At 60.8% G+C, this 20,613-nt stretch carries 23 protein-coding genes and 1 other RNA gene; 16 read left to right on the forward strand and 8 right to left on the reverse strand.

The window, feature by feature from the left end; genetic code table 11:
• Window positions 1-17 precede the first annotated feature (17 nt).
• A complete protein-coding gene (locus KD146_RS00815; RefSeq protein ID WP_212656867.1) occupies window positions 18-1,046 on the reverse strand; it encodes a class I fructose-bisphosphate aldolase in 1,029 nt (342 codons plus the stop codon).
• Window positions 1,047-1,255: 209 nt separating this feature from the next.
• Here KD146_RS00815 and KD146_RS00820 point away from each other — a divergent pair, with 209 nt between their 5' ends.
• Window positions 1,256-2,086 (forward strand): aldo/keto reductase, encoded by an 831-nt coding sequence (locus tag KD146_RS00820; protein ID WP_212656868.1) that lies wholly within the window; start codon window positions 1,256-1,258, stop codon window positions 2,084-2,086.
• Between the two features lie 76 nt (window positions 2,087-2,162).
• Here the strand turns inward: KD146_RS00820 and KD146_RS00825 are convergent, their stop codons facing one another.
• Entirely contained in the window at window positions 2,163-3,365 is a 1,203-nt protein-coding gene (locus tag KD146_RS00825; RefSeq protein ID WP_212656869.1) for a phosphoglycerate kinase, read from the reverse strand.
• Between the two features lie 88 nt (window positions 3,366-3,453).
• Window positions 3,454-3,777 carry a hypothetical protein gene (locus KD146_RS00830; protein WP_212656870.1) on the reverse strand — a complete coding sequence of 108 codons (324 nt, stop codon included), beginning with the start codon at window positions 3,775-3,777 and terminating at the stop codon, window positions 3,454-3,456.
• A gap of 99 nt (window positions 3,778-3,876) precedes the next feature.
• Between KD146_RS00830 and KD146_RS00835 the strand changes: the two genes are divergently transcribed.
• Window positions 3,877-4,920 (forward strand): MerR family transcriptional regulator, encoded by a 1,044-nt coding sequence (locus KD146_RS00835; RefSeq protein ID WP_249327546.1) that lies wholly within the window; start codon window positions 3,877-3,879, stop codon window positions 4,918-4,920.
• Between the two features lie 46 nt (window positions 4,921-4,966).
• On the opposite strand, the gene KD146_RS00840 is transcribed toward KD146_RS00835, so the two are convergent.
• From KD146_RS00840 to tkt, 3 genes are all read right to left on the reverse strand, one after another.
• Complete coding sequence (locus tag KD146_RS00840) at window positions 4,967-5,506, reverse strand: putative glycolipid-binding domain-containing protein (RefSeq protein ID WP_212656871.1); 540 nt, start codon at window positions 5,504-5,506, stop codon at window positions 4,967-4,969.
• A 122-nt stretch (window positions 5,507-5,628) separates the two neighbouring features.
• On the reverse strand, window positions 5,629-6,636 hold the full coding sequence (gene gap, locus KD146_RS00845) for a type I glyceraldehyde-3-phosphate dehydrogenase (protein ID WP_212656872.1): 1,008 nt from the start codon (window positions 6,634-6,636) through the stop codon (window positions 5,629-5,631).
• A 48-nt stretch (window positions 6,637-6,684) separates the two neighbouring features.
• On the reverse strand, window positions 6,685-8,658 hold the full coding sequence (tkt, locus tag KD146_RS00850) for a transketolase (RefSeq protein WP_212656873.1): 1,974 nt from the start codon (window positions 8,656-8,658) through the stop codon (window positions 6,685-6,687).
• A 206-nt stretch (window positions 8,659-8,864) separates the two neighbouring features.
• Here tkt and KD146_RS00855 point away from each other — a divergent pair, with 206 nt between their 5' ends.
• The 7 genes from KD146_RS00855 (at window position 8,865) to KD146_RS00885 (ending at window position 13,691) form a co-directional block, all read left to right on the forward strand.
• Entirely contained in the window at window positions 8,865-9,152 is a 288-nt protein-coding gene (locus KD146_RS00855) for a DUF4164 family protein (protein WP_212656874.1), read from the forward strand.
• A gap of 4 nt (window positions 9,153-9,156) precedes the next feature.
• Window positions 9,157-9,534, forward strand: a complete 378-nt coding sequence (locus KD146_RS00860; RefSeq protein WP_212656875.1) for a cell division protein ZapA — start codon at window positions 9,157-9,159, stop codon at window positions 9,532-9,534.
• A gap of 85 nt (window positions 9,535-9,619) precedes the next feature.
• A non-coding RNA gene (ssrS, locus tag KD146_RS00865) (6S RNA) lies at window positions 9,620-9,776 on the forward strand.
• Between the two features lie 27 nt (window positions 9,777-9,803).
• Entirely contained in the window at window positions 9,804-10,391 is a 588-nt protein-coding gene (locus KD146_RS00870; protein WP_212656876.1) for a 5-formyltetrahydrofolate cyclo-ligase, read from the forward strand.
• On the forward strand, window positions 10,388-11,206 hold the full coding sequence (locus tag KD146_RS00875) for a TIGR00282 family metallophosphoesterase (RefSeq protein ID WP_212656877.1): 819 nt from the start codon (window positions 10,388-10,390) through the stop codon (window positions 11,204-11,206). The genes KD146_RS00870 and KD146_RS00875 overlap by 4 nt, the downstream gene beginning before the upstream one ends.
• Window positions 11,207-11,427: 221 nt before the next feature.
• Window positions 11,428-12,837 (forward strand): alanine/glycine:cation symporter family protein, encoded by a 1,410-nt coding sequence (locus KD146_RS00880; RefSeq protein ID WP_212656878.1) that lies wholly within the window; start codon window positions 11,428-11,430, stop codon window positions 12,835-12,837.
• Between the two features lie 107 nt (window positions 12,838-12,944).
• Window positions 12,945-13,691, forward strand: coding sequence for a YebC/PmpR family DNA-binding transcriptional regulator (locus KD146_RS00885; protein ID WP_212656879.1), 747 nt, complete (start codon window positions 12,945-12,947; stop codon window positions 13,689-13,691).
• Window positions 13,692-13,744: 53 nt separating this feature from the next.
• Here KD146_RS00885 and KD146_RS00890 read toward each other — a convergent pair whose 3' ends face one another.
• Together KD146_RS00890 and KD146_RS00895 are read right to left on the reverse strand one after the other, a co-directional pair.
• A complete protein-coding gene (locus tag KD146_RS00890) occupies window positions 13,745-14,527 on the reverse strand; it encodes a GGDEF domain-containing protein (protein WP_212656880.1) in 783 nt (260 codons plus the stop codon).
• Between the two features lie 102 nt (window positions 14,528-14,629).
• Entirely contained in the window at window positions 14,630-15,379 is a 750-nt protein-coding gene (locus tag KD146_RS00895; protein ID WP_212656881.1) for a GGDEF domain-containing protein, read from the reverse strand.
• Between the two features lie 165 nt (window positions 15,380-15,544).
• Between KD146_RS00895 and ruvC the strand changes: the two genes are divergently transcribed.
• The 7 genes from ruvC (at window position 15,545) to KD146_RS00930 (ending at window position 20,605) form a co-directional block, all read left to right on the forward strand.
• Window positions 15,545-16,051: a crossover junction endodeoxyribonuclease RuvC gene (gene ruvC, locus KD146_RS00900; RefSeq protein WP_212656882.1), complete on the forward strand. Its 507-nt coding sequence runs from the start codon at window positions 15,545-15,547 to the stop codon at window positions 16,049-16,051.
• A complete protein-coding gene (gene ruvA, locus KD146_RS00905; protein WP_212656883.1) occupies window positions 16,048-16,665 on the forward strand; it encodes a Holliday junction branch migration protein RuvA in 618 nt (205 codons plus the stop codon). Before ruvC ends, ruvA begins: the two co-directional genes overlap by 4 nt.
• Window positions 16,662-17,699 carry a Holliday junction branch migration DNA helicase RuvB gene (gene ruvB, locus KD146_RS00910; protein ID WP_212656884.1) on the forward strand — a complete coding sequence of 346 codons (1,038 nt, stop codon included), beginning with the start codon at window positions 16,662-16,664 and terminating at the stop codon, window positions 17,697-17,699. The genes ruvA and ruvB overlap by 4 nt, the downstream gene beginning before the upstream one ends.
• A complete protein-coding gene (gene ybgC, locus KD146_RS00915) occupies window positions 17,696-18,094 on the forward strand; it encodes a tol-pal system-associated acyl-CoA thioesterase (RefSeq protein WP_345790718.1) in 399 nt (132 codons plus the stop codon). The genes ruvB and ybgC overlap by 4 nt, the downstream gene beginning before the upstream one ends.
• A gap of 235 nt (window positions 18,095-18,329) precedes the next feature.
• On the forward strand, window positions 18,330-19,031 hold the full coding sequence (gene tolQ, locus KD146_RS00920; RefSeq protein ID WP_212659054.1) for a protein TolQ: 702 nt from the start codon (window positions 18,330-18,332) through the stop codon (window positions 19,029-19,031).
• 1 nt (window position 19,032) lies between these two features.
• The gene (gene tolR, locus KD146_RS00925; RefSeq protein WP_212656885.1) at window positions 19,033-19,476 is read left to right on the forward strand and encodes a protein TolR; all 444 of its coding nucleotides are present in this window, start codon (window positions 19,033-19,035) and stop codon (window positions 19,474-19,476) included.
• Window positions 19,477-19,480: 4 nt separating this feature from the next.
• Complete coding sequence (locus KD146_RS00930; RefSeq protein ID WP_212656886.1) at window positions 19,481-20,605, forward strand: hypothetical protein; 1,125 nt, start codon at window positions 19,481-19,483, stop codon at window positions 20,603-20,605.
• The last annotated feature ends 8 nt before the right edge of the window (window positions 20,606-20,613 follow it).

Below are 20,613 nucleotides of genomic sequence, written 5' to 3' on the forward strand. Positions count from 1 at the left end.
GGGACGTCAGGTAGATCTTATGCGGCGCGGTCGACTTCGCCCGTCCAGGTGCCCAGGGCGGCCAGCGAATTCATATGGGCGCGATGGGAGAAGGCGACCTGCGCGGCCGGGAAGTTCTCCCGGCGACCTGCCCATGTGCGCAACGCGACATTCTGCAGGGCACGACCATAGGAGAAGGTCATTGGCCAGGGCTTGCCAGCGATCTGGTTCATGGCCGAGAGATGCGCAGTTGCCTCTTCATCGGTCTGACCGCCGGAGAGGAAGGCGATACCGGGCACTGCGGCGGGAACATGCTCACGCAGCACAGCTACGGTGCGACGGGCCACTTCCTCGACCGTTGGCCGATCGCGCGAATTGATGCCGGGCAGGACCATGTTGGGCTTGAGCAGCATGCCGCCCAGATCAACACCAGCCAGACGCAATTCCTTGAAGGTGGCTTCGAGCACGTCGCCGGTGACCGATGCGCAGCGCTCCATGGAGTGATTGCCTGGATCACCATCGCCGACGACTTCGGGTTCGACCACTGGCACGATGCCGGCTTCCTGACACAGGATGGCATAGCGGGCCAGCACGTGGGCATTGGCGCGGATATTGTTGCGGGTGGGGGCCACGTCATTGATGGTGATTACGGCACGCCATTTGGCAAAGCCGGCACCGTGTCCAGCATAGCGCACAAGACGCTGACGCAGGCCATCAAGGCCTTCGGTGATCTTTTCGTTGTGATCGCCGGGCATGGGGAAGGCGCCGCGGTCGACCTTGATGCCGGGAATGACGTCTGCATCGGCCAGAATGGCGCGGAACGCGGTGCCATCAGCGGCGGACTGCTCTAGCGTTTCCTCGGTCAGGATGACACCGGAAATGTACTTGGTCATCGCTTCGGTCGAGCGGAACAGCATTTCGCGATAATCGCGGCGCAGATCGAGCGAGTTGGGCAGATTGATCTTGGCAAAGCGCTTGGCGATGGTGCCTTCGGATTCGTCGGCAGCAAGGATGCCCTTGCCGGGCTCCATCAGTTTCTGGGCAATGGCATTAAGCGACTTCGTCACGGCAAAACCTCAAGCGTTGGAATTGCCGGCAGATTAGACTTTCGTCACCGTTCCCGCGATTATACCTGTGGTTATGCGACGAAAGTCCAATCTTGTATGGTAGAGTGCCCTGCAGGGTTTTACCGGCGCGACAAAGGCGCTAGTGTTTGCATCCAACAGCCTTCAGATGCGTTGCGCATCGTAACCCCAAATCATCATGGATCAGTTCAATGAGCACTTCGCCCCTCATGACGTTTAATGACGGCCGCACTATCCCCCAGCTGGGGCTGGGCGTGTGGAAAACCCCCAATGTTACGGCTGCCAGCACGGTGCAGACTGCCCTTGATGCTGGCTATCGCCACATCGACACCGCCGCGGTCTATGAGAACGAAGATGGTGTGGGCGATGGCCTGGCACAGGCCAGCGTGGCGCGTGAGGACATCTTTTTGACCACCAAGCTGTGGAACGAGGCGCAGGGGTTCGATTCCACGCTCAAGGCGATGGACGAAAGCCTCAAGCGGCTCAAGACCGACTATGTCGATCTCTACCTCATCCACTGGCCCTCGCCGTGGCGCGAAAAGTATGTCGATACCTGGAAGGCTCTGGTGCAGTTGCAAAAGGACGGCAAGGCGCGCTCGATCGGGGTATCCAATTTTGGTCCAGAGCATCTTGAGCGTATTATTGGCGAAACGGGCGTGGTGCCGGCGCTGAACCAGATCGAGCTGCATCCGCGCTTTCAGCAGCACGCCTGGACCAAGGCCAATGCGGATCACGGCATTCTGACCGAAGCCTGGAGCCCATTAGGGCAGGGCAAGTTCCTCGATAATCCAGTGATTGGCGAGATCGCCAAAAAGCATGGCAAATCTGCAGCGCAGGTGATCATCCGCTGGCACATTGATGGCAACCGGATCGTCATTCCAAAGTCGGTGACGCCCAGCCGGATCGTGGACAATATTGCGGTGTTCGATTTCGCGCTGGATGCTGATGATCTGGCAAAGATCGCCGCGCTGGATAGCGCCGATGGTCGGCTGGGTTCTGACCCCGCGACAGCGTCGTTCTAGGGTCTGGAAACCGATCAAAAGAAAAGGCCGTCACCCTTGGGGTGGCGACCCTTTTTGTTGTGGTGGGCAGCGGTGCCTACTTCTTGAGGGCATCCACGCCTGGCAGAGGTTTGCCTTCCATCCATTCCAGGAAGGCGCCACCAGCAGTCGAAACGTAAGTGAAGGCGTCCTTGACGCCGGCATGGGCGAGAGCGGAGACGGTATCGCCGCCGCCAGCCACCGAGATCAGCTTGCCATCATGGGTGCGCTTGGCAACGTGCTTGGCAATCGCCACGGTGCCGGCATCAAATGGGTTCATTTCAAACGCGCCCATCGGGCCGTTCCACACCACGGTGTGGGCGTCGTCGATGGCGCCGACGATGCGCTCAATCGAGGAGGGGCCGATGTCGAGCATCATGGCGTCGTTGTCCATGGCATCGACGCCGTACAGACGTGTGGGGGTATCGGCCTTGAAGTGCCAGGCCATGACCGCATCAATCGGCAGGATGATGGCGCAGCCACTATCAATGGCCTTGTCCATGATGCGCAGGGCGGTTTCCTTGAGATCCTTTTCGCAGAGCGACTTGCCCACACCATAGCCCTGAGCGTGCAGGAAGGTATTGGCCATGCCGCCGCCGATTACCAGGCCATCGACCTTGGTGACGAGGTTTTCCAGCAGGTCGATCTTTGAGGAGACCTTGGCGCCGCCAACAATGGCGACCACGGGCTTTTTGGGTTTGCCGAGGCCAGCTTCGAGCGCTTCGAGCTCTGCCTGCATGGCCAGACCGGCAGCGGCCGGAAGCAGGTGCGCGATCGCGGCGGTCGAGGCATGGGCGCGATGGGCGGCCGAGAAGGCGTCATTGACATAGACGTCACCCAGGCTGGCCATGCGCTTGGCCAGGTCAACGTCATTGGCTTCTTCGCCGGGATGAAAGCGGGTGTTTTCCATGACCAGGACCGAACCGACCGGAGCGTCTTCAATGGCCTTGATAGCGTCGCTGACATCGTTCCAGTCGGTTGGCACGAAGCCGACGGGGTGGCCGGTCTGGTCGGCCACAGCAGAGCAAACCTGCTCCAGCGAGAAGTCAGGATCGACCTTGCCCTTGGGGCGGCCGAAATGGCTAAGCAGGATGGCCTTGCCGTCGTGCCGCACGATTTCGCGGATCGTGGGGATCAAACGTTCAATGCGCGTGGCGTCGGTCACCTTGCCATCGGCCATGGGCACGTTGAGATCGGCGCGGAGCAGGACGCGTTTATTGTTGAGATCGAGCTCGTCGAGGGTTTTGAAAGTCGCGCTCATGGATCGGGCCTCCCGGTCATAATATCAGCGGTGGCGTAGCAGAGCGCCGCGAGAGGGGGAAGGCAAGGCAGATAAAAAACTGCAGTCCTCAGGCGGCGGGCAGCATCATGCGCAATGCATAACCGGCAAAAAATAGCGGCAATCCGAGCAGGGTCACACAGATCAGGCGAGCCAGATCATCGACAAGCACATGGCGGGCAAATCCATCGCTGGGCCAAGCCGCACGTCCGACGCGTCGTCGGATGATGCGGTCGCGGCGCAGCACATAGAGCGCTGTCAGGGCGGGTGGGAGGAGCAATAGCGTGGCCTGACCGAGCAGACCGATCAACAGAGACGCCATGGGCAGGCTGGCGAAAATGCGCGGCATGATGTGGAACAAGACGACTGCCTCCACCTGATTTTCCCAGAGCATAGAGGATTCTCGGGTCTCTGACCGGTGACAGATGCGTGATGGGCAAATGGCGCTTGACCCGGCCCCCGGGGCTGGCCTGATAAGAAGGACGGTCAACCCATGCAGAGGTCAATCGTGTCGCCCTCCAAGCGCTATCTCAAATCTTCCGATGCTGCCCGCCAGCTGGGCGTTTCGGCCAAGGCATTGCGGCTTTACGAACAGCGTGGCCTGGTGACGCCAGACCGCACTGCAGCGGGGTGGCGCAGCTATGGCCCCGAGGACATGGTCAGGGCTGCCGAAATCGTTGCGTTACGGGCATTTGGGCTCAGTCTGAGCGAGATCGAAAGAGTGCTGAGCGGCGACCCGCGTGATCTGGAGCCAGCACTAGGCGCGCATCAGGCCGCGTTGGAGTCGCGCCTGCGCGAAATCGGTGGCGCGATAGGTAGGGTGCGCGAGTTGCGGGCCGACCTGCTGCAGGGCAAAGCACCAGAGATGGCGGAGCTGTCGCGGCTGATTGGGCCGCAGGATGTGCCCATGATTGGATTTGATCTGCCCTGGCCCTGGGGTGGCGAACGGTTTGAGCTGCGGACAAAGGCCCGGCTAACCTACATCATCGGACCGCTGGGGAGTGGCAAGACCAAGCTGGCCATGCGGCTGGCAGAAGCGCTCGAGGATGCTGAGTTTGTTGATCTGACACGCCTCGAAGACGGCGGCGTTGTCGCGCAAGCGCGGCTCAGCGCAGACGCCACATTGCGCAAACGAGTCGACGCTGCGCTTGGCTGGCTCATTGAGGATGATGCCACCGTGTCGCCGGCGCTTGAGGCCCTGTTGGTCGGCTTGCTGGGTTCGGGCGCCAAAACGGTTGTCGTCGACATGGTTGAAGATGGTCGCGATCACGCTACACAGCAGGCGGTGATCGCCTATCTGCGGCGGGCAAGTGACCTGCCAAAGCTGTTTCTGATGACGCGATCGAGCGCCATACTCGATCTGGCTGCCATGCCTTCGGACGAGGCGATTCTGTTCTGTCCCGCCAATCACAGTCCACCCACACTGGTCGCGCCTTATCCGGGCGCGCCCGGATTTGAAGCGGTGGCCAGTTGCCTTGCAAGCCCTGAAGTGCGCGCGAGAACCGCAGGGGTAGTGGTCAGACGCGTGGCGGTTTGATGGTCCGAGTGCCCCGCAGAGCCGCCAACGCCCAGACACGGGCCGCCTAGCCGACGCGGGTGAACAGGCCGGGATAGTCGAGGCCCAGACCGTCGTCATCGACCTTGATTACCCGCTCAAAGCTACCGTCAGCTGCCTGATAGCGGAAATGGCGATCATCGAGCCTGGTGTAGATCTGCTCGTGGCGGCGCACGCTCATGGTGTCGACATTGATCCAAGCCATGGTGAAGCGTTGGGGCTGGTCGATGACCCAGTCGCAGCGCCACAGGGGCAGGGAATTGGTCAGTGGGCTGGCCGAAATGTCGATATCGATGCAGCCCGCCAGATCGGGGAGTGGTTCGGCCCGATCATCGCTCCAGTGGCCGGCGCCATCGCTAAACAATTCAAGCAACGCGCCATCGGTGCGTTCGAGTCGCGCATGGCGAATTTCACCACTCGGCTCCAGCTTGAGCCGGTAGAACAGCCCGTAATCGGGGGTGATCACCGTGCTGCGGATGCGGGTGTCGCGGGCGCTGGAGATGATCCGGCAATGCTCGAGACCTTCGGGATCAAGCGCGCGCCAGCGTATGGTTCGATCAAGGCTCATGGCTGACCCGAAAGAGATGCGTGCAACCATCTTCGCCATTGCGGTGGAGCCTGGCAATCGGGCGCATGAAAAAGGGCGCCCCGATGGAACGCCCTTCGTAGTCCAATGTTCGAGGCCGGAGCCTAGAGAGTCTTGGCCATCGCCACCGCGGTGTCGGCCATGCGGTTGGAGAAGCCCCATTCATTGTCGTACCAGCTCAGGATCGAGGCGAAATTGCCGCCCATCACCTTGGTCTGATCGAAAGCCAGGGTCGAAGAATGGCTGTCGTGATTGAAGTCGATTGAGACATTTGGCTGGGTGGTGAAGCCCAGAATGCCCCTGAGATCGCCTTCTGCGTATTTCTGAACAGCAGCGTTGATTTCTTCGGCGGTCACATCACGCTTGGTGATGAACTTGAAATCGACGCAGGACACGTTCGGGGTGGGAACGCGGATCGAGACGCCATCCAGCTTGCCCTTGAGCTCGGGCAGCACCAGGCCAATGGCCTTGGCAGCGCCGGTCGAGGTCGGGATCTGGCTCAGGGCCGCAGCGCGGCCGCGATAAAGATCCTTGTGCATGGTGTCGAGCGTGGGCTGGTCACCGGTATAGGAGTGGATGGTGGTCATCATGCCACGCTCGATGCCGAATTCCTTGTGCAGGACATAGGCAACGGGGGCCAGGCAGTTGGTGGTGCACGACGCATTGGAGACCACGATGTGGTCCTTGGTCAGCTGGTTGTGGTTGATGCCGTAAACCACGGTCAGGTCTGCACCGTCGCCAGGAGCAGAGATCAGCACCTTCTTGGCACCAGCCTTGAGGTGGGCGCTGGCCTTTTCCTTGGAGTTGAAAATGCCGGTGCATTCAAGGGCGATATCAACGCGCAAGTCGGCGTGTGGCAGCTCGGCGGGATCGCGCACCGCGGTCACCTTGATAGGGCCGCGACCAACGTCGATGGTGTCGCCATCGACAGTGACGGTGCCGTTATAGCGGCCGTGCACGCTGTCAAAGCGGAACAGATGGGCATTGGTTTCGACCGGGCCCAGATCATTGATGGCCACGACTTCGATGTCGGTGCGGCCAGATTCCATGATGGCGCGGAGGACGTTGCGGCCGATACGACCAAAACCATTAATGGCGACGCGGACTGCCATGAGAAAACGCTCCTTGGGAGGGGTTAGGAGAAGGGAGGCGGGGCTGTCTTACAACTGTGCCGTGACAGCATCAACAATGGCTTTGGCCGTAATACCAAAGTGTTCATAGAGCTCGTCGATCGGGCCCGATGCGCCGAAGCCATGCATGCCCACGAAGCGACCATTGTCGCCGAGCAGCTTGTTCCAGCTCATTTCGGTGCCCGCTTCGATGGCAACGCGGGCCTTCGCATTGCCGATGATCTCGGCGCGGTAGGCGTCGGACTGCTTGGCGAACAGCTCCATGGACGGCACCGAAACGACGCGGGCGCTGATGCCGTTGTCGGCCAGGGCCTTCATGCCGTCGAGCGCGATGGTGACTTCCGAACCGGTGGCGAAGATCACCGCCTGGGCGTCGAGATCGCCTGCCAGGGTATAGGCACCCTTGGCCGACAGGTTCTCGGCAGTGTGTTCGGTGCGCACGGTCGGCAGACCCTGACGTGACAGCGCCAGAATGGATGGCGCGCTGTCGCTTTCCATGGCGAGCTGCCAGCATTCGGCAGTTTCCACCGCGTCGGCCGGACGGAAGACCAGCAGGTTCGGAATGGCGCGCAGGGCGGACATGTGTTCGACGGGCTGATGGGTTGGGCCGTCTTCGCCCAGACCGATGGAGTCATGGGTCATCACATAGATGACGCGCTGGTGCATCAGGGCCGAGAGGCGGATTGCCGGGCGGGCATAATCGGTAAAGCACATGAAGGTGCCGCCATAGGGGATCAGACCGCCATGCAGCGCGATGCCGTTCATGGCCGCGGCCATACCCTGTTCGCGAATGCCGTACATCATGTAGCGGCCAGCATAATTGTCAGCCTGGAAAGGCAGGGTTTCCTTGGTGTTGGTCAGGTTCGAGCCGGTGAGGTCGGCGGAGCCGCCCTGGGTCTCGGGAACGATAGCGTTGATCACTTCAAGCGCCATCTGGCTGGCCTTGCGGCTGGCGACCTTTGGCTTGTCGGCGCTGAGCTGCTTCTTGTAGTCGTTCATCGCATTGGCGAAGCCAGCTGGCAGTTCGCCTGCCATGCGTCGCTCGAACTCTGCCTTGTTGGCCGATGCGCCCAGACGTGAGGTCCACTCGCCCCGTATGTTCTGGCTGCGACGACCGGCGGCACGCCAAGCTTCGAGCGTCTCGGCTGGGACCTCAAATGCAGGATAGGTGATGCCCAGTGCAGCCTTGGCACCGGCCAGTTCCTCGGCGCCGAGCGGAGAACCGTGTACCTTGTTGGTGCCGGCCTTTTTCGGTGCGCCAAAACCGATGGTGGTCTTGGCCGCAATCAGGGTGGGCTTGTCGGATTTCTTGGAATCAAGCAGCGCCTTTTCGATGGCGTCCTGATCGTGGCCGTCGATCTCAATCGTGTTCCAGCCCGATGCCTTGAAGCGGGCGATCTGGTCGGTGCTGTCGGAATTGGAGACGGCGCCATCAATGGTGATGTCGTTATTGTCCCAGATCACGGTGAGCTTGTTGAGCTTGAGGTGCCCCGCAAAGGCGATGGCTTCCTGGGAGATGCCTTCCATCAGGCAGCCGTCGCCGGCCAGGCACCATGTGTGGTGATCGACAAGGTCGGCGCCGAACTCGGCAGCCAGCTTGGCTTCGGCAATCGCCATGCCGACCGCATTGCCAACGCCCTGACCGAGCGGGCCGGTGGTGGTCTCGATGCCTTCGGCATAACCGTATTCAGGATGGCCGGCGGTCTTGGAGCCGAGCTGACGGAAATTCTTGATCTGATCGATGGTCATGTCCTGGTAGCCCAGGAGGTAGAGCGATGCGTAGAGCAGCATCGAGCCATGACCGGCCGAAAGCACGAAGCGGTCGCGGTCAGCCCATTTGCTGTCAGCGGGATCGAACTTCATGACCTTGGTGAAGAGTGTGGTTGCGATGTCCGCACAACCCATGGGCAGGCCGGGATGGCCGGAATTGGCTTTTTCGACCGCGTCCATTGCAAGGGAACGGATCGCGTTGGCCAGATCATTCTGCTGGGCTGTATTCGTCATCAGAGCGTGCGCTTTCTTTGGGACTGAAATCTGGGGAGAAGAGGTACCGAAAGCCTCCTCCCAAAGGCGGGTTCGAGGCATAACAGGTTGGGATTGCCTGTCAATGACAACGCATGCTCCCACATCGTCGCGCTGGTTGCATTGCGGCGTATGCTGGGGCAGGCTGGCAGCGCCGGAATCGCCGCGCATTGAGGACCGTAGCAGCAATGAGTGACACGGAACTTCAAGACGGTTTGACTGCTGCCAGCGCGCGGTTTGATCGCGCATTGGCGCGATTGGACCAGTCTGTTCAGGAACTGGGCACACGGATGCGCCAGCACAATCGCATGGAAGTCGATACCCAGCGGCTGGTGCATGAGCGCGCACGGCTGGCCACCGAACTGGATAAATCGGCGGCGCGGGCCAAGCGTCTGGATGACAGCGCCCATGATGTTTCGCGTCGCCTTGTAGAGGCGATGGAGACGGTGCGCTCAGTGCTGGCCAAGGCGGAGTAGCGGTATGCCCGAAGTCAATGTCGAGATTAACGGCCGTAAGTATCGGATGGCCTGTGAAGAAGGCCAGCAAAAGCACCTGATCGGTCTGGCCGAGCGTTTTGACGCTCATGTCGAGCAACTCAAGGGCGCGGTAGGCGAGATCGGCGATACGCGGCTGACCGTGATGGCGGGCATTGCGGTGGTTGATGAACTGGCCGAGGCAGAGCGCAGGATCAAGGCTCTGGAATCAGAGGTTGTAGTGCTAACCCGGGCTGGCCAGGAAGTGGCCGCTGAAATCGAGGCGCTCGAAGAAAAGTTTGCCGGAAAGCTGGATGATGCCGCCAAGGCGCTCGAGGGCGTGGCAAGCGTGCTGGACGACACCGCGCCCGTACCGCAGGGCTGAACGACCTGGGATTTGACCGTGTGATCACACATGGGTGGGAAGCGATTGTCGGGGCTTTGCACACGACAATGAAGCGCCTATATCTGCATCGCTGCCCGGTACGTGTGGAAACCAATATCCTCGGGGCCTTATCGATCTTAAGGGAGCTGTCCCTGACCGGACCCGTGGGTCCGGACATACGGTGCCCACCTACGTAAAGTAGGTTCCGGGATCGCGTATCCCACGGCCAGGGTGGCACCTGAATTCTAGAATAGGCTACGGCGCGGCGCATGGTTGACGAGAATATCGAAAACGCCAAGGCCGCCCTGCGGCTTGAGGCACACGCGGCGCGCGCAGGGCTATCGCCAGCACAGCGCGCCGATGCGGCTGCCACTGTGGCTGATCTGTTTTTCAACGAGATCGACTTGCAGGTCGCCGATGTGGTGGCGGCCTATTGGCGCATTCGCGACGAGTTGGACTGTCAGCCCATTCTGGTCCGGTTGATGGACAGCAACCAGACCGTGGTGCTGCCGGTGGTGCTTGGGCCCGAGCAACCTCTCGAATTGCGCGTCTGGGAGCAGGGCGCCTCACTTTACGAAGCGGGCTTTGGCACGCTGGCGCCGTCAGAGCTGGCACCGCAGACCGAACCCGATGTCATCATCATGCCATTACTGGGCTTTGACAGTCAGGGAACGAGGCTGGGCTATGGAGGCGGCTATTATGACCGCACCCTGGCACATATGAAAAAGTCGCCCAAGCTGATCGGTCTGGCCTTTGCGGCGCAGGAACTGGACAGCATTCCGCGCGACAGCCACGACGTGCCGCTGGATGCCATCATCACCGAAGCCGGCGTGCGCCATTTTGGCGACAACGCATGAGACTTTTGTTTCTGGGCGATGTGATGGGCCGTTCGGGCCGCGACGCGGTCAATGATCGCCTGCCCGGCCTCATCGAGACCTATGGCCTGGACTTCGTTATCGTCAATGGCGAGAATGCCAGCCACGGCAAGGGTCTGACCGAAAGCCATTTCAACGCGATCCGCCAGGCGGGAGCGGATGTGGTGACATTGGGTGACCATGCGTTCGACCAGCGCGAAACCATTTCCTATATCGAGCGTGAAGATACGCTGATCCGGCCGATCAACATGCCGCCGGGCACGCCTGGTCGTGGCGCCATGTTCGTTGAGGGCCGCAATGGTCATCGCGTGCTGGTGGTCAATGCGCTGGGTCGGGTATTCATGGGCCCCGCAGATGATCCGTTCCGGGCAGTGGAAGCTGCTGTTGCGGCGTGCCCGCTGGGCGAACAGGCCGATGCGATCGTGGTGGATTTCCATACCGAAGCGACGTCAGAAATTCAGGCCATGGGACATTTCCTCGACGGCAAGGTCAGTCTGGTTGTGGGCACCCATACCCATATTCCCACTGCTGATCACCGCGTGCTCAAGGGGGGCACAGCCTTGATGGCCGATGCGGGGATGTGCGGGGATTTCGATTCCATTATCGGTACCGATACCGATGAGCCGCTCAACCGGTTTCTGACCGGCATTCCCAATGGCCGGTTCTCGCCATCGGAAGGCGAGGCCACGCTTTGTGGCGTGGTTATCGAGACCGACCCGCGCTCGGGGCTGGTCAAGACGGTCCAACCGCTGCGTATCGGTGGTACACTGGCCCAGGCTGAACCACGCTTTGACTAGCGTCTAGCTGGTGGAACGTCGGGCCGCACTTTGCGGGCTAATGCCTCGATAGGTGGTGCAAGTTATGCACAACCCGATCATTTGTGTTGCACATGCCAGTATTGTGAGTGCCCAATGACAATTGGGTGATCGCTTGGGGCCATTATCCATTTGCGTGTCCTCCCGGCCGCCACAGCACGCCCGAAACAGTTGAAACCAACTGCTTATGGAGCACGGGCTGCATGGATCCGATTATCAATTTTCTCAACGATATCTTCTGGGGCTATGTCCTCATTTACGGTTTGCTGGCCGTCGGGTTGTTTTTCACGGTCCGGCTAGGTTTTGTGCAATTTCTGCAATTCCCGGAAATGTTCAAATCGGTTCTGGGCTCCAAAAAGAACGACAAATCCGGCATCACCCCTTTCCAGGCGCTGTGCACCAGCCTTGCCTCACGCGTCGGCACCGGTAATCTGGCGGGCGTGGCGGTGGCGCTTTATCTGGGCGGTCCAGGCGCGCTGTTCTGGATGTGGATGGTGGCGCTGGTCGGCATGGCGACCGCCTATGCGGAGTCCACGCTGGCGCAACTTTACAAGACCCGAAATCAGGACGGCGACTATCGCGGTGGCCCGGCCTTCTACATTGCGCGCGGTCTGGGAGCGCCCTGGGCGGGTGGCATTTTCTCGGTCTGCCTGATCATCGCCTTCGGGCTGGTGTTCAACGCCGTGCAGGCCAATTCGATTGCCGATGCTTTCCAGGGCGCCTTCGGCTTTGAAAAGATCTGGGTCGGTATTGCCGTTGCGGCGCTGACGGCGGTGGTGATCTTTGGCGGCATCAAGCAGATCGCTCGAGTTGCCGAGTTGCTGGTGCCGTTCATGGCGGTGATCTATCTGGCCGTGGCGCTGTTCGTGGTGTTCAGCCATATCGGGGAGGTCCCCGGTCTGCTGGTGATGATCGTCGAGAATGCGTTTGGCTTTGGAGCCGCCACGGGTGGCATTGCCGGCGCGATGCTCAACGGCATCAAGCGTGGGCTGTTCTCCAATGAGGCCGGCATGGGCTCAGCGCCCAATATCGCGGCCGTCGCCACGCCCAATCCACACCATCCCTCATCGCAGGGCTTTGTGCAGGCGCTCGGTGTGTTCATCGATACGTTGCTGATCTGCACAGCCACTGGCCTGATGATCCTGCTCTCTGGCGTGATGGTGCCCGGTGGCGAACTGACCGGAACGCCACTGACACAGGCGGCGATGACCGTACATATCGGGGGCGCCGGACAGTACTTCATCGCCATTGCGATCCTGTTCTTCGCGTTCACCTCGATCATCGGCAATTACTCCTATGCCGAAAACGCCATGACCTTCCTCAAGCTGAGCAGCAAGCCATGGATCACGGCATTGCGGCTGGGCGTTCTGGCCATGGTGGTGTGGGGCGCGTATGAAAGCGTCGCCACCGTGTTCAATGCGGCGGACGCCTCGATGGGTCTGATGGCGACGGTCAATCTGATCGCCATTGTCATGCTGTCGGGCACGGTCGCCAAGTTGACCAAGGACTACGCCAAACAGCGCAAGGCGGGCCTTGAGCCCAGCTTCCATGCGGCTGACTATCCCGAACTGGCGGGGCGGATCGATGAGACGATCTGGACCCGCGACGCCTGAACAGTGCGGGGTCGGTTGGCGCCGACCCCGCCTCGTGCCTTTTCTTTTGCCGCACCGGATTCTATAAGCGGGCGAATTTTTCTCTTAGACGATCCGGGGTTTATCGAATGGCCGGCCATTCCCACGCCAAAAATGTGATGCACCGCAAGGGCAAGAGCGACGCGGTTCGCTCGAAGATTTTCTCAAAGCTCGCGCGCGAAATCACCGTTGCAGCGAAAATGGGCATGCCTGACCCGGCGTTCAATTCCCGCCTTCGACTGGCCGTCACCAATGCCCGTGCCCAGTCCATGCCCAAGGACAATATCGACCGCGCCATCAAGAAGGCAATCGGCTCGGACGGCGAGAACTTCGAAGAGATCCGCTATGAGGGCTATGGTCCGGGCGGTGTTGCGCTCATCGTTGAGACGCTGACTGACAATCGCAATCGCACTGCCTCCAATGTCCGCTCCTATTTCTCCAAGAATGGCGGCGCAATGGGGGAAACCAACTCTGTCGGCTTCATGTTCGACAAGGTTGGCGAGATTGTCTATCCGGCCAGCGCCGGCACCGAAGACGCCATCATGGAAGCGGCCATCGAGGCGGGCGCCGATGACGTCGAGAGCAGCGAGGATGGCCACTATATCACCACGACTTTTGAAGCGATGGTGGATGTTGCAGCGGCGCTCGAAGCTGCATTGGGCGAGGCTGAATCGGTCAAGGCCGTGTGGAAGCCGCAGACCAACACGCCGATCGACGCGGACAAGGGCGCTACGCTGATGAAACTGATCGCGACCCTGGAAGAAGATGATGATGTGCAGAACGTCTATTCGAACTTCGAGATGAGCGACGAGGACATGGCCAAGCTCGAGGTATAGTCGGCAGCAGGCCAACAGGATTTGGGGGCGGTGCCAAGGGTGCCGCCCTTTTTCTATGCGCTGCAGGGCAGGCTGGGGATGGGCAGGTCGGCGACGTTGACCACGGTCGACCGGTTGCGGCCCGTCTGCTTGGCCTTGTAGAGGCGTTGATCGGCAATGCGGAACAGTTCAGCGAAACTGGCGCGCCCTTCAAAGACTGCACCACCAATACTGACCGAGAGCGTGCGTTGGCGCCCGTCCGGGTTGAAGACGGCGAGATTGACCGAGCGGCGAATGCGCTCGGCAATGGCCTCGGTTTGAGAATAATCCAGGTCCGGCAGATAGACGGCAAATTCCTCCCCACCCATGCGACCCACCAGATCGCCAGTGCGCAGCACAGAGCGGATCGAGCGGGCGATGATGGCCAGAGCCTGATCGCCATTGTCGTGGCCGAACAGATCGTTGATCGCCTTGAAATTGTCAGCGTCGATCATTAGCAGTGCGCCGGTGGCGGTGGTCTCACGCTGGGCCAGCAATATGGTGACCCGGGCGGTGAAGGCGCCGCGATTGAGGCATGAAGTCAGGCTGTCGGTGCGGGCGACCAGACCCAGCCGCATATTGCTCAAAGCCAATCCCCGTACGCGCATGCCCAGAAACAAAAACAGCGGAATGCCCAGCAGGGCGGGGAGCACGGTGGCGCTGAAAATCGAGCGCTGCAGGGCGGTGGGGCCCAAATCACCAAACATCAGCGTGTTGAAGGCGACCGACACCAGCATACACGACAGAGTACCGAACAGGGTCCACCGGCCAACGCTGGACCAGCTCTGCAGGGCAGTCAAAGTCTTGGAAGGTAACATCGGACAATCTCCGGCTTGCGAACGGCGCAACTGAGCGCGGGCGGATGTAAATAGGACGAAGTCTGGTGGTTCACCTCGATCAGAGATGTTGGCCGGTTTGGGTCATGCGGCCTGCATCATCGCTACGCAATCACGGCCGGAGTTCTTGGCCTGGTAGAGGCGTTGATCGGCATGACGGTAAAGTACGGAAAACTGTGTTCTGGCGGAGTAGATAGCGCCTCCAATCGAAACTGAGAGTGGCCATTTGGTACCGGCTGGTGAAAAAGCGATGGCCGCGACGGCACTGCGCACGCGCTGTGCAACCCGGTCGGCTGCGACAGCATCGGTGCCGGGCAGGAAGATGCCAAATTCCTCGCCACCCAAGCGGCCAATGATGGCGGCGGTGTTGGCCGTGGCGGCATGAAGCGCATCGGCGATCTGGCGCAGGGCCTGATCGCCGACGTCATGCCCGAAACGGTCGTTGACGGTCTTGAAGTTGTCCGCATCGATGACGAGCAGAGCGCCGCCAGCGTTTGCGGGGGCGTCGAGATAGTCGGCCACCTGATGGGTAAAAGCGCCGCGCGAGCGGCACCCGGTTAACCAATCGGTCGAGAGCAGTGCCTGGAGCTGCAGATTGGCCTGGCGCAGCTGCTCGTGACGCAGTGTCAGCACAAATACCAGGGGGCCACCCAGGATGATGGGCATGGTGATGGCCACGAGCAGTCCGGCCAGGCTCGTGCCTGCTGAAAAGGTCTCCATGATCACATTGGTCAAAATGACCGAAAGTGCCACGGAGACGGCGGTTGCACTGCCCGCAATACGCTTGATCCGGCGCCACGATTTTATCGGCAGCTCGGTGTTTAGTCCGGTCATTTATTGATCCCTGCATCCCTTGGTCGGAACGCTAGGGGGGCATCTTGAAGAATGTGTTGGCGGGATCGATAAAATTTTAGCCAGATGGAGGTTATCCACCGTCGCCGTTGCCATTTTGTTCACATTGAACTTGGTAGGATTGGCGCCTGTGATTAAGGATACCCCATGAGCTTATCCACACGAATCATCGGCATCGATCCGGGCCTGCGCCGCTGCGGCTGGGGCGTGATCGAAAGTCAGGGCAGTCGGCTGACCTTTGTTGGCGCAGGAACGGTGACGCCACCGGTCGACGGTTCGCTGGCCGAACGGCTTGCGGTGTTGTTTTCCGGGTTGGGCGCGGTCATGGACCGCTATGTGCCCGCAGAAGCTGCCGTAGAAGAAACCTTCGTCAATGCCGGGGTGCGCTCGGCTCTGATTCTCGGGCAGGCGCGGGGGGTGGCATTGCTGACCCCGGCAGCACGCGGCTTGCCGGTAGCCGAGTATGCCGCCAATCTGGTCAAGAAGTCGGTGGTCGGGACCGGTCATGCTGCCAAGGGGCAGGTAGAATTGATGGTCAGGACCTTGATGCCGACGGCCGATTTCAAAGGGCCCGATGCGGCTGATGCGCTTGCGATTGCGATCTGTCACGCCCATCACCGGGTGGCCAACCAGCGATTGAGGGCAATGGCATGATCGGCAAGCTCAAGGGACTGATCGACAGCTTTGGCGATGACCATGTGCTGATCGACTGTGGTGGGGTTTGTTACGAGGCATATTGCTCGAGCCGCACGCTGCAGGCCCTGCCGTGTGTCGGGGAAGCTGGCGTGGTTTTCATCGAGACCATCGTGCGCGAGGACATGATCCGGCTCTATGGTTTTGCAACCGAGAGCGAGAAGGCCTGGTTCAATCTGCTGTCGACTGTTCAGGGCGTGGGTGCCCGGGTGGCGCTGTCGATCCTGTCGGTGCTGTCGCCATCAGAACTGTCGAGCGCCATTGCGCTGCAGGACAAGGCGATGATTGGCCGCGCCAATGGTGTGGGTCCCAAGCTGGCGGTGCGCCTGTTGACCGAACTCAAGGGCAAGGTGCCCACCGGCGCCGGTATTGATGCGGGCACGCTGGGGCTGCAGGCCGCGCTGGGTGATGGTGTTGCGCCGGGCGCGATTTCGGATGCGGTTTCGGCGCTGACCAATCTGGGTTATTCGAGCGCGCAGGCATCGGCCGCGCTGGCCCGAATCGTGGCGCGTGAGGGGGAGGGTATCCCCACCGAGAAACTGATCCGGCTAGGATTGCGGGAGCTGAGTAGTTGACTGATCTGACCTCTCCAGCCGCCGGGCGCGACGACAATCTTGATGTGTCGCTGCGTCCCTCGGGCTTTTCCGAGTTTGTCGGTCAGGCTGCAGCGCGTGCCAATCTCGAAGTCTTCATCCAGGCGGCCAAACAGCGTGGCGCAGCGCTGGACCATGTGTTGTTTGTCGGCCCGCCCGGTCTGGGCAAGACGACGCTGGCGCAGATCATTTCCAAGGAATTGGGCGTTGGCTTTCGCGCGACGTCGGGCCCGGTGATTGCCAAGGCTGGCGATCTGGCCGCCCTGCTGACCAATCTCGAAGAACGCGACGTGCTGTTCATCGACGAGATCCACCGGCTCAACCCGGCGATTGAGGAAGTGCTCTATCCCGCGATGGAGGATTTTCAGCTCGATCTGATCATCGGCGAAGGTCCGGCTGCCCGCTCGGTGCGGATTGATCTGGCCAAGTTCACGCTGGTCGGGGCAACGACACGTGCCGGGCTGCTGACCACGCCGCTGCGTGACCGTTTCGGCATCCCGGTGCGGCTCAATTTCTATACGCCTGAGGAACTGGTGCAGATCGTAACGCGCGGCGCGCGTTTGCTGGACATGCCCATGGCGCCTGATGGGGCCATGGAGATTGCCCGCCGGTCGCGCGGAACACCGCGCATTGCCGGGCGGCTGCTGCGCCGGGTGACCGATTTCGCGCTGGTGGACGGATCGGGCGAGATTACCCGAGCCATCGCGGACAAGGCGTTGCTGCGGCTTGATGTGGATGCGCGCGGGCTCGATCAGCTCGATCGGCGCTATCTGACCACGATTGCTGATTTCTATGATGGTGGCCCGGTGGGCATTGAGACCATTGCCGCTGCATTGAGTGAGCCCCGTGACGCCATTGAAGAAATCGTTGAGCCCTATCTGCTGCAGCAAGGGTTCATTCAGCGCACCCCGCGTGGCCGCATGCTGACAGGCGCTGCTTTCCAGCATCTGGGCAAGGTTGTGCCGCAGGGATTTGTTGGCATGCAGTCCAGCCTGTTTGAGGAGCCCGAGGCGTGAGCGTGCATCGCTTCCCGGTCCGTATCTACTACGAGGACACCGATTTTTCGGGCAATGTCTATCATGCGGCCTATTTGAAATTCTTCGAGCGCGGCCGCACTGAGTTTCTGCGTGATGCAGGTATCCATCATTCCGAACTGGCAGCGCAGGGCGTGGCATTTGCAGTCCGCTCGATGGATATCCAGTTCGACGGCGCGGCCCATATCGACGATCTACTGACGGTGACGACCGCTGTTGCCTCCGCCACCGGCGCACGACTCATGCTGACCCAGACCATCATGCGCGCGGACACCGTACTGACGCGGGCCAGCGTGATGGTAGTGGCGATCAAGACAACGGGTGGACCTGCTCGCATGCCGGCTGCGGTGCGCGCGCTGGTGACTCCGGAAAGCTAGGCGCTTCGCCCCGGCGGAATGGCTGATCACATCTCGGTGCTTGTTGCGCGCCGAATCGCTTTGTTAACCAATCCTTGACCATAATTGCGGCAAAGCGAGCTTATGCCCGGCTGCCTATCCACAACGGTCCGGTTTCCGGGCATTTCTCTTAATTTTGACAGATTTCGACCCCATCGCCTGATGGCAGAGGGTCGGGTGCGTGAACCGGGCCAAAAAGGATCACTACATGGAAGCCATGGACGCTGTGGGTGCCGCTGTGCCGCACACCGATTTTTCCATATGGGGCTTGTTCTGGGCTGCCGACTGGATCGTCAAGTCGGTGATGCTGGGATTGCTGGGTGCCTCGATCTGGTGCTGGGCGATCATCATCGACAAGACCATCATCTATCGCCGCACCAATGCCGAGATGAACCGCTTTGAGCGGACATTCTGGTCGGGTCAGTCGCTTGAAGAGCTCTATCAGATGCAGTCCGAGAAGCCATCGGGCGGCATGGGCGCGGTGTTTGTCGCCGCGATGAAGGAGTGGAAGCGCAGCCACGAGCAGAATGCGGCGAGCTTTGTGGGCATGCAGCAGCGCCTGGACAAGGTGCTCGATGTCGCCATTGCCCGCGAGAGCGAAAACCTGGAAAAACGGCTGGGCTTTCTAGCCACTATCGGTTCGGCCGGACCATTTATCGGTCTGTTCGGCACCGTGTGGGGCATCATGAATGCCTTTACCGCCATTGCTGCGTCTTCAAGCACCAATCTGGCTGTGGTCGCCGGGCCGATCGCCGAGGCTCTGTTTGCGACCGCCATTGGTCTGGTCGCGGCTATCCCGGCGGTTATCGCCTACAACAAGCTGAGTTCCGACTCATCCAAGATGGTGGGGCGCCTGGAAGGCTTTGCCGACGAGTTCTCGACCATTCTCAGCCGTCAGCTCGAAGCGCGGAGCCACTAGCATGGGCATGGGCGCAGCAACCAGTGGCGGGGGCGGCGGACGCCGCCGTCGCGGCCGCAAGAAAGCGGTGATGAGCGAAATCAATATTACGCCCATGGTGGACGTGATGCTGGTTCTGCTGATCATCTTCATGGTGGCAGCGCCAATGATGACGGCTGGCGTTCCCATTGACCTGCCGCAGACGGCGGCCAATGAAATGCCCAGTCAGACCCAGCCGGTCACCGTCGCAGTGACGCCGGAGGGGGTGATCTATGTCGACGAGAATGCGGTTGCCGAGGCCGAACTGATCAATACATTGACCGGAATGAACACCAGCCCGGAAGACCGGATCTTCCTGCGCGGCGATACCACGGCTGACTACGGCTCGGTGATGCGCGTAATGGGCATTCTGTCGGCGGCAGGCTATACCAAGATCGGTCTGATCACCGAGCGGGAACCGGGCTAGTCCAGTGCGCATCGGCGTAACCGCATCGATCATCGCCCACATCGTTGTGCTGACCATCGGCCTGATCAATCTGGGTCTGGCAGAGCCATTGATGCCGGCGGTAGAGTCGATCTCGGTCGATCTGGTGCCGGTGGAGGAATACTCCAATATTCGCGCTGGCCAGCTCGACAGCACGATTGTCGATACCCAGACGCCATCAATCGTTGAAGATGATACGCCCGCCGAGATTGCCCAGCCTACGGGCAATACCGAGCAGGACCAGGTGACGCCGTCGCCCGCCGACATACCAACGCCCGCCCCCGTGACCAACACCGCGCCTGCACCCGAAAGCCAGCCCGAACCTGCCCCTGAGCCGGATCCCGCGCCCGAGCCTGCGCCGGCACCTGAGCCTGTTGTTGCCCCCGTGCCAGCAACGCGACCCACGCCTGGTCCAGAGCCAACGCCAGAACCCACTCCTGCGCCTGAGCCGACTCCTGAGCCCGTGCCAGCGCCAACGCCTGAACCAGCGCCAACGCCGGAGCCTGCGCCCGAGCCAACCCCTGAACCTACACCGGATCCCGTGACGCCTGCGGTCGCAGCGCCGGTGCCGGCATCGCGTCCGGCCAATCTGGATCAGAAGCGGCAGCAATTGGCAGCCGCCGAGGCGGAACGGAAGAAAAAGGAAGAAGAAGAGCGCAAACGAGCAGCTGCGGCCCAACAGGCGCAACAACAACAGCCCAAGCCGCAGCTCGATGCCTCACTGGCCGACGATATTTCTGCCATTATCAACAATGATAAGACCACCGGTGGCACCACCGGACAAGGTGGCACGCCGACACTGGGTGACACGACGGGTACCTCTGCCCGTTTGAGTCAGTCGGCCATTGATGGTCTGGTGGCGCGGATCAAGACATGCTGGAACCTGTTGCCCAGCGATATCAATAGTGGGCTCAATGTGCGCCTGATGGTGACCATGAACCCTGATCGGACCGTGGCCGGCACACAGATTATTTCGGCCGATGCCTCTGCGGCAGGTGGCGCGGTGGCCCGCGCAGCGCAGCGTGCGGTGACACAGTGCGGACCCTACGAGATGCTTTCGGCAGACGCTTATGATGAATGGCGGCAGATTGAAGTGGAACTGCGGCCGTGACTTTGAAT

The sequence above is a fragment of the Devosia litorisediminis genome, assembly GCF_018334155.1.
GTDB lineage: Bacteria > Pseudomonadota > Alphaproteobacteria > Rhizobiales > Devosiaceae > Devosia > Devosia litorisediminis.